Genomic DNA, 12,826 nt, shown 5'->3' on the forward strand with positions numbered 1-12,826 from the left:
CCGATATTTGCAACCGGAAAAGAAATTTGATAATCAAATGGCGAAAAAGAAGAAGAAACAGCAGGGACACTATTGCCGTATCTGCGGTGACTACAAGGCGAACGAGAAGTTCAGCGGCAAAGGTCACGCACAACATATCTGCAAGAGTTGCATGTCCGCCATGCGTAGCGGCAAGAATCCGGAGGATATTCTGCCGGAACCGTTGCCCATGAGCCGTGAAACGACACGCTTCAAGAAACTGGACAAAGAGGGAAAATCCGTGTTGAAGGCGTTTATCACCGAAGCAGTAACCGAATACTGGCATGAATACAGACAGATACCGTTTGCAGAAGGTTTCTCCGAACTTAAAAAATATATCATCGGAACTTACGATGAGGAATGCGGCATACTCCTGAAAGATGACGCGGAACTGAAGACCTACTTTCAGACCCATACGATAACGACCATAAACAAATTGCTGAAAGAGGAAAATCCGGAAAATGAAGGGTAAAGAATAACGGGCGGAACAAGGTATCAAACTTGCCCCGCCCGTTTTTGTTGCCGCCTGCCGGCTATTTCTGCTGCAACAGATGTTTCAGATTTTCGTCACCCGCGATACGTTCCAGCTCGTCGGCGACAATCTGTTTCACCTCCTTCTTGATACGCCTGTAATTCGCCTGCACCGTTTCCTTCATGCAGTCGTTGCCCTCCTCGTCCGTGAAGTCGGTAATGACGGGTATCGGCTTGTAGGCTTTCTCCTCGCGCTTGACCTTCTCGGCATCCACGACAATCTCACAGTGGAAAATCTTCTGTTCTATACGTTCGTTGAAATTGTCGGACACCGAACCGACAAACATTCCCTGCGTAAGCCCGGAAATCTTGCTCGGCGGGATAAGCGCGTCCATCTGCGTGTTGATGGAGGTGGAAACGTCCTGCCGGTTGATGGAAATGGACTGCCGCTTCTGCAACACCTTTCCGAACCGTTCGGATAGCGTCTTGGCGGTTTCGCCCACCACCTGACCGGAGAAGATATTTCCGACAGTATTCATCACGACTTTGGCTTCTTTATCGCCATAGTCACGCACCAACTGGCTGAAATCCTGAAAGCCCAGACACACGGCAACCTTGTTGCTTCGCGCGGTGGCGATAAGGTTGTCCAGCCCCTTGAAATATATCGTCGGAAGCTCGTCGATGATGACCGACGACTTCAACATCCCTTTCTTGTTGATGAGCTTCACGATACGGGAGTTATACAGACCGAGAGCCGCACCATAAATGTTCTGACGGTCGGGATTGTTGCCCACGCAGAGAATTTTCGGCTCTTCGGGATTGTTGATGTCCAGCGTGAACTCGCTGTCCGACATTACCCAATAGAGCTGCGGGGAAATCATGCGTGACAGTGGGATTTTCGCTGAAGCGATCTGCCCCATTAACTGCTCCGCAGCCCCTCCGAGCCAAGCATCCATGAACGGTGAGAGATAGTTCTCCAGTTCGGGATAAGAGGTCAGTATCGGGAAAATATCCTCGTAACGGCGGTTCAGGAACTCGATGGCATGGGGGAACGTGCAATACTTGCCGTTCTGATAGATTTTCAAATACCATATAATACTGGCAAACAGAATGATGGGCGATTCCACGAAGAAGTCGCCCTGCTTTTGCACCCACGACTTGTTCAAATTGAGCATGATGGTGTACGCGCTCTCGTAAGCGTCCGTAATATCCTCCATGAAATCCGGGTGAATGGGATTGCAACGGTGGCTGCGTCGCGGGTCGTCGAAGTTTATCACGTAAAACTTCGGCTTCACCTTGTAGCCCTCCGGGTGGTTGAGCAGATGGTTATAGGCAATCGTGGACAGGTCGCTGAATTTGAAATCATAGACATACATCGAGAAGCCCTTCTCAATCTGCTGCTTGATAAAACTGTTTACCACCGCGTATGACTTTCCGCTGCCCGGTGTACCCAATACGATGGAAGCCCTGAAGGGATTCACTACGTTAATCCAGCCGTTGTTCCAACGCTTCTTGTAGTAAAACCGTGTCGGAAGATTGACCGAATACTCGCTTTCGATGAGCCGTGTTTCCTGCATGAAGCTCTCGTTCTCGTTGTTGAACACGTCATCCATGAGGTTGTGCTTCAACAGGCGGCTCATCCACAGACCGCCCATCAGCAGGCATACATAGCCCGTGCCGACGGTCAGCACGTAAAGCCCCGTCACCGCTTCCACCGGCAACGGCAATGCCAGTATCCACCAGTTCAGGAAGAACAGCACGAACCCTGCGGCAAGAACCGTCCAGATCCTTCCCCAAGTGATTTTCTCTCCCTTGACGCCCTTTGTTCCCAGACAGGACAGGGCAAGCAGGAGGACGGCAAACAGTTTCGTGTAGAGGATGGAACGGAACAACCCCGCCGTGCGGTTGAAATTCATCAGGATTCTGTCCACCACGCCGATGTCCACGCTCCAGAGCCGTATGGCTTCATAGCAGAACCAGTACACGTTCATGACCACTAAAATAATACTCACGGCACGCAGAAAATCCATGATTTTCGCCAATGCCCTCAAATCGTCTTCTTGTTGTGACATAGATTGAAAAATTTTGATATTGATACTTCCGGTTACATTCCCAAACCCTTGCGCCTCTTCTTTTTCCTCTTGCGCTGCATCGCCCGGATAAAGGCTTCCTCCTCGGCATCCACAGCCGGACCTTCGGGAGTGAGCAGACCGACACCGCCCGCTGTGTTCCCGTAGTCGGATGCGGTATGTCCGCGCATATCCTCTCCTGTTTCCACCGGAACGAAAAGCGGAATAGGCGGCAGTCCGGCATAAGGCAGCGTGAAGTGTTCCTGCAAGGCGTTGGCGGAAAGTTCCTTGCCCATGCGCGAGCCGTTCAGCACGCAGCCCGTGCGGTGGTCGATGAACGTGGCTCCGTAGATGCGTCCTTCCTCCGTGTAGCGCAGCACGGTGTCGATGCCTTTCTCCCTGAGCCGCGAAACGAACTTCTCCTTGTCATACGTGCCTTCAAGCACGGAAAGGACGGTGCGTTTCGTCATGTCGGCGAGTTTCCGGTCCTTAATCTCCTGCTTGGAACGTGCAAACTTCTTCTGCACGGCTTCATAGCCTGCAGACTTCCCGAAAAGCGAGGACTTGAACGGGTTGCCCGTCTTGTTCCCGGCATCATCGGTGACGGAATAGACCAGCCCGCGATACTCGCGTCCGCGCACGTTTCCCCGCGCTTCCTCCACCGTCATATTATATAAGGAAAGGAGGGCGCGGTATTCGCCCATCGTCTGGAAACGGTACTGCCCACCCAGAGCCTTGACGGTATTTCCGACCTGCCTCTTCACGTCGCCCGCCGAAGCGTCCACCTTGCGCAGAGGGTTCTCTATCCGTTGATTCTTACGTTCCGCCGGGTGCAGCCCGTACTTCCGTTCCAATTCCCGACGGATGCGGTCGCTGCGGCGGAAAAGGAAATCCTGATTGAGCCGCCTGCCTTTCTCGTCCACATTGATTGTCACGATATGCAGGTGGTGGCGGTCTATGTCCTCGTGCTTGACAATAAGATACGGCTGGTTCCCGTAGCCGAGTTTCTCCAGATACTCGCGTGCGATGTCCTGCAATTCCGTATCGGTCAGCACGTCGTCGGGATGCGGGTTGAGCGAGATATGGAGTACCGGTTTCTCCACCCTCGTATGCTCCGGCATACAGGCGAGAAAGCCCTCCATCGCCTTGCGGATGTCCACCGTCCCCGTGCCGTCATTGTAGATGCGGTTGGTGGTGAGCAGACGCCCTTTCGCCTCGTTGATCTTTTCTCCGTTGTAGGCAAGCGCGCCGTACAGCGACTTTCCTACACTGATTTTTGCGACCATTTCGCCTCCATTTCTCTCGACAATTCCACAATCTGACGGCTCAGTTTCACGAGTTCGACGGTCTGCTGCTCCAGCTTGTAGAGCAACGCCATCGCCTTTTTCTCGGAAAAATGCAGCCTCAGTTCCTTCACGACTTGGTTGTAGTTCGTGCCTACCGCGCGGAACTGCGCATGGAAATCGGACAGTCTGGTGTAGTAATCCACCAGCGTCCTGTCCACTTTCAGCACCCTGAACGGCTGCCCGAAGAAGTGCGCCTTGATGAAAACCGACTTGGCGTAAACGCCCGACTTCTCGAACATGGCGAGGAAACGGTTGTGTTCCTCCTCGTTGAAACGGACGGTGTAACGGAACACCGCCGGATCAAGTTTGGGATTTCTCCCGGTCTTGTTTCTTTTCTCTTTCATATAAAACTTTGGATTTAGCGGATGGACGGCATAAGCCGCCGCTTGGGGTCACAGACACCGCAGGTTTGAAAGGCTTCCCGACTTCGGAGAGGAAGCCCGCCCCCTGCAAGGGCAAGTGCTTTTCGTGGCTGCTCAAAACGTTTTGAGCGGCTGAAAAGACATCTTGCTATGTTCAGGCGAACATAAAAATCCGTCGGGGACGGATTGGGGGAATGCCTTTCAAACTCCGGGCTGCGCCACCTGCGGCGAACCCTGCCGTTCGGGTGCAAAGTTACGCCCTTAAAGCGGTATCGGACAGAGGCTTGAACCGGACAATCAGAGCCAACCGGCGCAATATGCCGCCACTTGCAGGGGAAGTGGTACGGATTCAAAAATATCCTTGTTTATTTGCAGCATGATTCAAAAAACGAACGATTTGAAGATATGAAAAATGAGGCTTTCAAATACCCGGCAAACCGCTTCGGCGGATATTTGCCAGACCGGATACCCGAACCTTCGGATACCCGGTTTCCCAATGACGCGGTGATTCACGGATTCAATGACTTCATGACGCAATGTCGTCATTCATCAGTTATCCGAACCTCTGCTTCACCGTTGAAGCGGATACGTGACGAACCGGACAGACAGAGATTCGCGGATGCGGATATACATGTCACCGATTCCGTATCGGAGCAGGAAAACAATTCATCAACCATTAAAACCAACAGAACCATGAGTAATGAAACATTCGTTGCATTCGCAACACAGAAAGGGGGCATCGGCAAATCCACCGTCACGGCACTTGCCGCCAATTACCTCCACAACGTGAAAGGACACAATGTCGCCGTCATAGACTGCGACGCCCCGCAGCACAGCATACACGGGTTGCGTGAACGTGAAACGGGACTTATCGGCGGGAGCCTCTATTTCAAGGCACTCGCGTGTAACCACTTCCGCAAGATAAGGAAGAACGCCTACCCGGTCATCGCAAGCGACGCCCTCAACGCCCTCGATGATGCCGAAAGGATGCTTGCCGAAGAAGAGGTGAAACCCGACGTCGTGTTCTTCGACATGCCGGGAACCCTGAAAAGCAACGGCGTGGTCAAGACCCTCTCGCAGATGGACTACATCTTCGCGCCCATGAGTGCCGACCGTTTTGTCGTGGAAAGCACCCTGCAATTCGCCGTGATGTTCCGTGACAACCTCATGACGACGGGACAGGCGAAAACAAAAGGGCTGTACCTGTTCTGGACGATGGTGGACGGCAGGGAGAAGAACGGGCTTTACGACCTGTATGAGGATGTGATCGCCGAGATGGGGCTGCCGGTGCTGTCCACCCGCCTGCCCGACAGCAAGAAGTTCCGGCGCGACCTCTCGGAAGAGCGCAAGAGCGTGTTCCGCTCGACCATCTTCCCGATGGATGCGTCCCTGCTGAAAGGGAGCGGCATCCGTGAGTTCTCGGAAGAGATAAGCCGTATCATCAGACCTCAATAATCATGGGCAGCAGGAAAGTGAACACCGAAGGCATTGACGAGGAACTGTTGATAGCCTCCATCGGCAGACGCAGGCAGGACGGGACCCTGTACCACGCGCAGGAGCCGCCCGCGCCTGCCCCCGAAGAAGAAAGCGTCCCTGAAACGGAACCGCCGCCCGTGCAATATACGGCAAAGGAAAAACCGCAGAGGGACACCGTCCGCCGCAAACGGCAGGAGGACGACTATTCCGGGCTGTTCCTCCGCCGCAACGAGATAAAGACGCGCCAGTGCGTCTATATCAGCCGCGACGTCCACAGCAAGATTCTCAAAATCGTGAACGACATCGCCGGGCGTGAAATCTCGGTAGGCGGCTACGTGGACACCGTGCTGCGCCAACATCTGGAACAGCACAAGGAGAAAATAAACGAACTGTACAAGAAACAACGTGAAGACTTGATTTGAATATGGAAAAGAACCAGAAAAACAGAAGTCCGCAGCATGACGGCGGCGGTATGCTTGCCCAAGTGCAGGCGAGTGTGGAAATCCTGTCCCCCGTGCCGTTAGGCGGCAAATGCGGTGAGAAGGACTATGAACGGCTGTTCATCCGTGAAGCCGAAGTGAAGGCACGCGAGGGAAAGATGGCGTATGTGCGCCCGGAGTACCACGACCGCATCATGCGTATCACCCGTGTGATCGGGCATGACCGGCTGTCGCTGTCCGCCTACATCGACCATGTGCTTACGCACCACTTCAACCAGTGCGAGGAGGCGATAAAGAGCCTTTACGCCCAGAATTACGACGCAGTATTTTAATCCTAAAAAAGTAACAGACATGAAAGGAAAGAAGAAAGATTATCGCGCCTTCCTGAAAAAATCAGGAATCAAGGCGAGAGAGGGAAAGCAAGTGTACATCAGTTTGGCAAACCACAGCGTGATAACCGAAATCACCTATTTATTAGGTAAGGGAAACCTGACCATCGCCGACTATCTGGACAATGTGCTTAACGAACATTTCCAGACACACCGTGCCGAAATCAACCGTATGTTGGATTCAGTCCCCAAAGTAGAGCTATGAACATGACTATGATTCTGCTGACCGTATCGGTCGGCTGCAACCTGTGGTTTCTGTTCCTGCTCCTTTATGACAGGATCATGGAAACCAGACTTGTCCGCTTCCTCAGAAGCATAGCCGGAGTGTGGCGGTCGTTGGGCGGCACGGCGGCAAAGCCCGAAACGGTAAGGGACACACCGCCCGCAGACACCCCGGACATCATCGGCAAGAGCCGTTTCAGGATGGCATCGACCCGGACAACCGCTGCCATACCGACGCAAGAAGCCGCCACTTCGGAAAAAGGCATTGAACTGACGGAGGAAGAGGCTACTTTTGACGACGGAAACACGGAAACCGTGTCCCGTCCCGCCCAAGTTCCGGAGGATAAACTCGACGAAACCTTCACGAGCCTCACGCCTTCGGAACTGGAGTTCGGGGAGGACGAGCCGGAGGAAGAAACGCCCGACGCGCCGAGGGCATCCGGAAGCAGCTTCGACGAGATAGACGATGCAGTCAGAACCGCCAAGAACCCAGAAGCGACAACGACGGAACGGGAGCGGGCGGCAAAGGTCTTCACCGACATGGAAGGGACGGAGCTGTACGAGAAGCTGATGAACGGCTCGTCTGAAATGAGCATCCGCATCAAGGGGCTTATTGAAATCCGGCTGAAGAAACCGAAAAAGGATTTTGTCGTCCCGGACAGTATTGAGGACTTCGACATCCGCGACTATGTATAACGAAAAAAGAAATGGTAATGAAAATGTAAAATTACACCCATGCGGTGAGGAAGTGCAAGGCACGTCCGGTTCGCAACGGACACACCCAAGTCCGTAGAAACAAACGGGCAACCCACTAAACCAAAGTAAAGTAACCGAGTATCAACCGCCCGACAAAGGACCATCCACCCTTTTGACGGCACAAAACAAGAACAGTTTATGAACAAGAACAACAGACAGAAACTTATCCTCTCAGCGGCACTTCTGGTTGCCGCAACCGCCTCCGCCTTCGCGCAGGGAAACGGCATCGCGGGCATCAACGAAGCCACCTCTATGGTGAGTTCGTATTTCGACCCCGGCACGAAACTCATCTACGCCATCGGCGCGGTAGTCGGGCTTATCGGGGGCGTGAAAGTGTACGGGAAGTTCTCGTCCGGCGACCCCGACACCTCCAAGACTGCCGCCTCGTGGTTCGGGGCGTGCATCTTCCTGATTGTCGCCGCCACCATCCTGCGCTCATTCTTCCTTTAATAAATAATGTATGGCTGAATACCCGATAAACAAGGGTATCGGCCGTCCGGTAGAGTTCAAGGGCTTGAAGGCTCAGTACCTCTTCATTTTCTGCGGAGGTCTGCTGGCTCTCTTCGTCCTGTTCGTCATCCTCTACATGGTCGGCATCGACCAGTGGGTATGTATCGGCTTCGGCGTGGCATCGTCCTCCATCCTCGTATGGCAGACCTTCGCGCTGAACGCCCGGTACGGCGAACACGGGCTTATGAAATTAGGGGCAACAAGGAGCCATCCCCGATACCTTATCAACCGGCGGCGGATCACCCGATTATTCAAACGGAAACGAAAGGAAGAAACGACATGAGGAATACATCCAAAATGACAACACTGGAAAACAAGTTCCCGCTATTGGCGGTGGAGCAAGGCTGCATCATCTCCAAAGACGCCGACATCACGGTGGCTTTCGAGGTGGAGCTGCCGGAGCTTTACACCGTGACGGGTGCGGAGTACGAGGCGATACACGGCTGCTGGTGCAAGGCGATCAAGGTGCTGCCGGACTTCTCCGTCGTCCACAAGCAGGACTGGTTCATCAAGGAGAAGTACACGCCGGAACTTCACAAGGACGACATGAGTTTTTTGAGCCGCTCTTTCGAGCGTCACTTCAACGAGCGTCCGTACCTGAAGCACACCTGCTACCTCTACCTGACCAAGACGACGAAGGAGCGTAACCGGATGCAGAGCAATTTCAGCACGCTGTGCCGTGGGCATATCATCCCGAAGGAGCTGAATAAGGAAACCGCCGCGAAGTTCATAGAGGCTGCGGAACAGTTCGAGCGCATCATCAACGACAGCGGCTTCGTCAGGCTGCGCCGCCTCTCCACCGACGAGATTGTGGGGACGGACGGCAAAGCCGGACTGATAGAGCGTTACTTCTCGCTCATGCCCGAAGGCGACACGACCTTGCAGGACATTGACCTCTCGGCGAGGGAAATGCGCATCGGCGACAACCGCCTGTGCCTGCACACCCTGTCCGACGCGGAAGACCTGCCCGGCACGGTGGCTACCGACACCCGGTATGAGAAACTCTCCACCGACCGCTCGGACTGCCGCCTCTCCTTCGCCTCCCCGGTGGGGTTGCTGCTTTCCTGCAACCACATCTACAACCAGTACGTGATTATCGACAACAGCGAGGAGAACCTTCAAAAATTCGAGAAATCCGCAAGGAATATGCAGTCGTTATCCCGATACAGCCGGAGCAACAGCATCAACCGCGAGTGGATAGACCGCTACCTGAACGAGGCGCACTCCTACGGGCTGACCTCGGTGCGGGCGCACTTCAACGTCATGGCGTGGAGCGACGACGCGGAGGAACTGAAACACATAAAGAACGACGTGGGCAGCCAGATGGCAAGCATGGAGTGCGTGCCGCGCCACAATACCGTTGACTGCCCGACACTTTATTGGGCGGCGATGCCCGGCAATGCTGCGGATTTTCCGGCGGAAGAGAGTTTCCACACCTTCATCGAACAGGCGGTGTGCCTTTTCACGGAAGAAACCAACTATCGCAGCTCGCTCTCGCCCTTCGGCATCAAGATGGTGGACAGGCTCACGGGAAAACCGCTGCACCTCGACATCAGCGACCTGCCGATGAAGCGGGGCATCACCACGAACCGCAACAAGTTCGTATTGGGTCCTTCGGGCAGCGGCAAGTCGTTCTTCATGAACCACTTGGTGCGCCAATACTACGAGCAGGGCGCGCATGTGGTATTGGCGGACACGGGAAACTCCTATCAGGGGCTATGCGAGATGATACGGCGCAAGACGGGCGGTGCTGACGGCGTGTATTTCACCTACACGGAGGAGAAGCCCATCAGCTTCAACCCGTTCTATACCGACGACTACGTGTTCGACGTGGAGAAGAAGGACAGCATCAAGACGCTGCTGCTGACGCTCTGGAAGTCGGAGGACGACAAGGTGACGAAAACCGAAAGCGGGGAATTGGGCAGTGCCGTGAGTGCCTACATCGAGCGCATCAGGGCTGACCGGAGCATCGTCCCCTCGTTCAACACCTTCTACGAGTACATGCGCGACGACTACCGCAGGGAACTGGCGGAGCGTGACATCAAGGTGGAAAAGGAGGACTTCAACATCGACAACATGCTCACCACCATGCGGCAGTATTATCGGGGCGGACGCTACGACTTCCTGCTCAACTCGGCGGAGAACATCGACCTGCTGGGCAAACGGTTCATCGTCTTCGAGATTGATTCCATCAAGGACAACCGCGAACTGTTCCCGGTAGTGACCATCATCATCATGGAAGCCTTCATCAACAAAATGCGGCGTCTGAAAGGTGTGAGAAAGCAGCTTATCGTGGAAGAGGCTTGGAAGGCTCTCTCATCGGCGAACATGGCTGACTACCTGCGCTATATGTGTGCGCCCGTAAAGGTTGCATCGTAAATATCTCTTTGGCAAGAGATTAGGAAAGTGTTCTTTGAAAAAGACCTATCATCAGCCGACTTATCTGTTTCGGGAAAACTTAACCGAACAGGGAGTGTAGCATGTCGGAAAAGCCATAAGTCAGTTAGTTACCAAACTGCGACTGAATGGCGAGATGAAAAGATAGATATGAGGATAAAGTCCGAATTGATTGAACGATAGTCCGAGTGGTCCGCACGGAGGCTATGGCGTAAGGTAGCTATGGAAACTACTGTTGTATGGATAGTTTCTAATCGCCATATCATAGTATCTCCCTTAGTGTACATGTATGAGGAGGGCAAGAACTATACTATGACGCAACCGCAGTAAGCGAGTAAAGGACGGAAGTCGTATCCGACAATCTATCATGCCAACAGTTACGATGTAATAAACGGGGATTACCTATCCCGAAGTGCCGAAAGGCTATTAGGTTAGACCTACGAAAATTCGGAGTGGTAACGGAGCTTCCATAGTAGTCCGAGCAAGGTAACACCTTGTACATGGCGAAGGGAAGCAGCTAATTATTAATACAATTAACGGAAAATGTGGGAGACATTATGAGAAGTCCAGAAAGAGTATTAAACAGTCTATCAGAACACAGTAAGGATGTAAGCTACAAGTTTGAACGTCTTTACAGAATTTTGTTCAATGAGGAAATGTTTTACGTTGCCTATCAACGCATATATGCTAAAGAGGGTAACATGACTAAAGGAACTGACGGTCAAAATATTGACAACATGAGCCTGAAACGCATTGAAAAGTTGATTGATACGCTAAAAAATGAGACGTACCAACCCCAACCGTCAAAGAGAGTGTATATACCAAAGAAAAACGGCAAGAAACGCCCTCTTGGTGTACCGACTTTTAATGACAAGTTGGTGCAGGAAGTGGTAAGAATGGTATTGGAAGCCATATACGAGGGGAATTTTGAATACACCTCGCATGGATTCCGCCCCAATCGAAGCTGCCATACTGCATTAACTCACATCCAAAATGAGTTTAGTGGTGCTAAGTGGTTTGTAGAGGGAGACATAAAAGGCTTCTTTGACAACATAAACCATGATGTACTGATAAACATTCTCTTGGAGCGCATTGCGGATGAACGCTTCATCCGATTGATACGCAAGTTTTTGAAAGCGGGATATGTCGAAGGCTGGCAATTCAATAATACTTATAGTGGCACACCGCAAGGTGGTATCATCAGCCCGATATTGGCTAATATATACCTTGACAAGCTGGATAAGTATATAAAGGAATACACAGCCAAATTCGACAAAGGGAAGAAACGAAAATTCAGTAGAGAAAGTATGGACTTTGGCAATGCAAGAAAACGTATTGTGCGAAGATTGAAGTCCGTAAAAGACGAAAGGCAAAGGACAAAGCTAATCCTTGAACTAAAAGCAATAGAACAAGGACGGGCTAAATATCCCAACGGCGACGAAATGGATGCTGGTTACAGAAGAATGAAATATGCAAGATATGCAGATGATTTTCTTGTGGGAATTATCGGAAGCAAACAGGATGCACAGCAGATAAAGGAAGATATTAAAAACTTCCTCGCTGACAGACTGGCATTGGAACTCTCCGACGAAAAGACACTTGTCACTCACACGGAAAGACCTGCCAAATTTCTCGGATATGAAATTACTGTAAGAAAATCCAACGACCAAAGACGGGATAAACGGGGTAGATTGAGAAGAACCTATGGTAAAAGGGTTTGCTTGAATGTCAGTACGGAAACTGTCCGTAAAAAACTTTTCGATTGGGGTGTTTTGGAACTGACAAACCGCAACGGGAAGGAAATATGGAAACCGAAATGCAAATCGGGACTGATTTTCAATGATGACCTTGAAATCCTTGACAGCTATAATCGGGAAATCGTAGGCTTCTACAACTATTATTCCATAGCCAACAACTGTGCCCATGCCTTGAATAATTTCAGCTACATCATGGAATACAGCATGTACAAAACGTTTGCAGGCAAATACAAATGCCGTACACGTAAGATAAACAAGAAATATCGTAAAAACGGTAGGTTTATCATAAAATACATGACTAAAACAGGTGTAAAGGAAAGATACTTTTACGATGGAGGCTTCAAACGAAAGAAGCCCATCTATGAATCGGAATGTGACATTATGCCACGAACAATTTATACTGCGGGGCGGACAAGTCTTGTAGAAAGGCTGAAAGCCCGTGAGTGTGAATTATGTGGAGCAACAGACGACCTTGTTATGCACCATGTAAGGAAGCTAAAGAACTTGCAGGGTAAGGAAAGCTGGGAACGACACATGATTGCCCGCAAACGCAAGACGATTGCAGTGTGTAGGAGTTGTCACAAGAAGATACATGACGGAAAGATAGACTGAA

At 51.8% G+C, this 12,826-nt stretch carries 12 protein-coding genes and 1 pseudogene; 10 read left to right on the top strand and 3 right to left on the bottom strand.

Translation table 11 applies throughout. The features are described 5' to 3' along the window. The first annotated feature begins 37 nt into the window (after positions 1 to 37). A complete protein-coding gene (locus HMPREF1535_RS22570) occupies positions 38 to 490 on the top strand; it encodes a hypothetical protein (RefSeq protein WP_046147868.1) in 453 nt (150 codons plus the stop codon). Positions 491 to 551: 61 nt separating this feature from the next. Here the strand turns inward: HMPREF1535_RS22570 and mobC are convergent, their stop codons facing one another. The 3 genes from mobC to mobA are packed head-to-tail and all read right to left on the bottom strand — an operon-like array spanning position 552 to position 4,248. Beyond that, on the bottom strand, positions 552 to 2,561 hold the full coding sequence (mobC, locus tag HMPREF1535_RS22575; RefSeq protein WP_046147700.1) for a conjugal transfer protein MobC: 2,010 nt from the start codon (positions 2,559 to 2,561) through the stop codon (positions 552 to 554). A gap of 32 nt (positions 2,562 to 2,593) precedes the next feature. After that, a complete protein-coding gene (gene mobB / locus HMPREF1535_RS22580; RefSeq protein WP_046147701.1) occupies positions 2,594 to 3,844 on the bottom strand; it encodes a conjugal transfer protein MobB in 1,251 nt (416 codons plus the stop codon). After that, positions 3,823 to 4,248: a conjugal transfer protein MobA gene (gene mobA, locus HMPREF1535_RS22585; protein ID WP_005944180.1), complete on the bottom strand. Its 426-nt coding sequence runs from the start codon at positions 4,246 to 4,248 to the stop codon at positions 3,823 to 3,825. The genes mobB and mobA overlap by 22 nt, the downstream gene beginning before the upstream one ends. A 423-nt stretch (positions 4,249 to 4,671) precedes the next feature. Between mobA and HMPREF1535_RS22590 the strand changes: the two genes are divergently transcribed. From HMPREF1535_RS22590 to HMPREF1535_RS22630, 9 genes and pseudogenes are all read left to right on the top strand, one after another. Beyond that, the gene (locus HMPREF1535_RS22590; protein ID WP_082207583.1) at positions 4,672 to 5,721 is read left to right on the top strand and encodes a ParA family protein; all 1,050 of its coding nucleotides are present in this window, start codon (positions 4,672 to 4,674) and stop codon (positions 5,719 to 5,721) included. Positions 5,722 to 5,723: 2 nt separating this feature from the next. Beyond that, positions 5,724 to 6,164 (top strand): DUF3408 domain-containing protein, encoded by a 441-nt coding sequence (locus HMPREF1535_RS22595; protein ID WP_005944168.1) that lies wholly within the window; start codon positions 5,724 to 5,726, stop codon positions 6,162 to 6,164. A gap of 2 nt (positions 6,165 to 6,166) precedes the next feature. Continuing rightward, on the top strand, positions 6,167 to 6,514 hold the full coding sequence (locus tag HMPREF1535_RS22600; RefSeq protein WP_046147702.1) for a DUF3408 domain-containing protein: 348 nt from the start codon (positions 6,167 to 6,169) through the stop codon (positions 6,512 to 6,514). A gap of 19 nt (positions 6,515 to 6,533) precedes the next feature. Further along, positions 6,534 to 6,776 (top strand): DUF3408 domain-containing protein, encoded by a 243-nt coding sequence (locus HMPREF1535_RS22605; RefSeq protein WP_046147703.1) that lies wholly within the window; start codon positions 6,534 to 6,536, stop codon positions 6,774 to 6,776. Then, a complete protein-coding gene (locus HMPREF1535_RS22610) occupies positions 6,773 to 7,489 on the top strand; it encodes a hypothetical protein (RefSeq protein WP_046147704.1) in 717 nt (238 codons plus the stop codon). Before HMPREF1535_RS22605 ends, HMPREF1535_RS22610 begins: the two co-directional genes overlap by 4 nt. Positions 7,490 to 7,687: 198 nt before the next feature. After that, positions 7,688 to 7,999 (top strand): DUF4134 domain-containing protein, encoded by a 312-nt coding sequence (locus HMPREF1535_RS22615; protein WP_009016663.1) that lies wholly within the window; start codon positions 7,688 to 7,690, stop codon positions 7,997 to 7,999. 10 nt (positions 8,000 to 8,009) lie between these two features. Beyond that, positions 8,010 to 8,342: a DUF4133 domain-containing protein gene (locus tag HMPREF1535_RS22620; protein WP_007366512.1), complete on the top strand. Its 333-nt coding sequence runs from the start codon at positions 8,010 to 8,012 to the stop codon at positions 8,340 to 8,342. Next, positions 8,339 to 10,426, top strand: a pseudogene (locus tag HMPREF1535_RS22625) (TraG family conjugative transposon ATPase); the annotation flags it as partial. The gene HMPREF1535_RS22620 and the pseudogene HMPREF1535_RS22625, both read left to right, overlap by 4 nt. A 587-nt stretch (positions 10,427 to 11,013) precedes the next feature. Further along, a complete protein-coding gene (locus HMPREF1535_RS22630; protein ID WP_046147705.1) occupies positions 11,014 to 12,825 on the top strand; it encodes a reverse transcriptase/maturase family protein in 1,812 nt (603 codons plus the stop codon). Position 12,826: the final 1 nt, after the last annotated feature.

This window comes from Parabacteroides goldsteinii DSM 19448 = WAL 12034, from assembly GCF_000969835.1.
GTDB lineage: Bacteria > Bacteroidota > Bacteroidia > Bacteroidales > Tannerellaceae > Parabacteroides > Parabacteroides goldsteinii.

What these genes read in the sequence shown, in the direction of transcription:
- mobB (WP_046147701.1), bottom strand. Translation starts at nt 3,844, where the DNA reads ATGGTCGCAAAAATCAGTGTAGGAAAGTCGCTGTACGGCGCGCTTGCC.
- HMPREF1535_RS22630 (WP_046147705.1), top strand. Translation starts at nt 11,014, where the DNA reads ATGAGAAGTCCAGAAAGAGTATTAAACAGTCTATCAGAACACAGTAAG.
- HMPREF1535_RS22620 (WP_007366512.1), top strand. Translation starts at nt 8,010, where the DNA reads ATGGCTGAATACCCGATAAACAAGGGTATCGGCCGTCCGGTAGAGTTC.
- HMPREF1535_RS22595 (WP_005944168.1), top strand. Translation starts at nt 5,724, where the DNA reads ATGGGCAGCAGGAAAGTGAACACCGAAGGCATTGACGAGGAACTGTTG.
- HMPREF1535_RS22600 (WP_046147702.1), top strand. Translation starts at nt 6,167, where the DNA reads ATGGAAAAGAACCAGAAAAACAGAAGTCCGCAGCATGACGGCGGCGGT.
- HMPREF1535_RS22605 (WP_046147703.1), top strand. Translation starts at nt 6,534, where the DNA reads ATGAAAGGAAAGAAGAAAGATTATCGCGCCTTCCTGAAAAAATCAGGA.
- HMPREF1535_RS22590 (WP_082207583.1), top strand. Translation starts at nt 4,672, where the DNA reads ATGAAAAATGAGGCTTTCAAATACCCGGCAAACCGCTTCGGCGGATAT.
- mobC (WP_046147700.1), bottom strand. Translation starts at nt 2,561, where the DNA reads ATGTCACAACAAGAAGACGATTTGAGGGCATTGGCGAAAATCATGGAT.
- mobA (WP_005944180.1), bottom strand. Translation starts at nt 4,248, where the DNA reads ATGAAAGAGAAAAGAAACAAGACCGGGAGAAATCCCAAACTTGATCCG.
- HMPREF1535_RS22615 (WP_009016663.1), top strand. Translation starts at nt 7,688, where the DNA reads ATGAACAAGAACAACAGACAGAAACTTATCCTCTCAGCGGCACTTCTG.
- HMPREF1535_RS22610 (WP_046147704.1), top strand. Translation starts at nt 6,773, where the DNA reads ATGAACATGACTATGATTCTGCTGACCGTATCGGTCGGCTGCAACCTG.
- HMPREF1535_RS22570 (WP_046147868.1), top strand. Translation starts at nt 38, where the DNA reads ATGGCGAAAAAGAAGAAGAAACAGCAGGGACACTATTGCCGTATCTGC.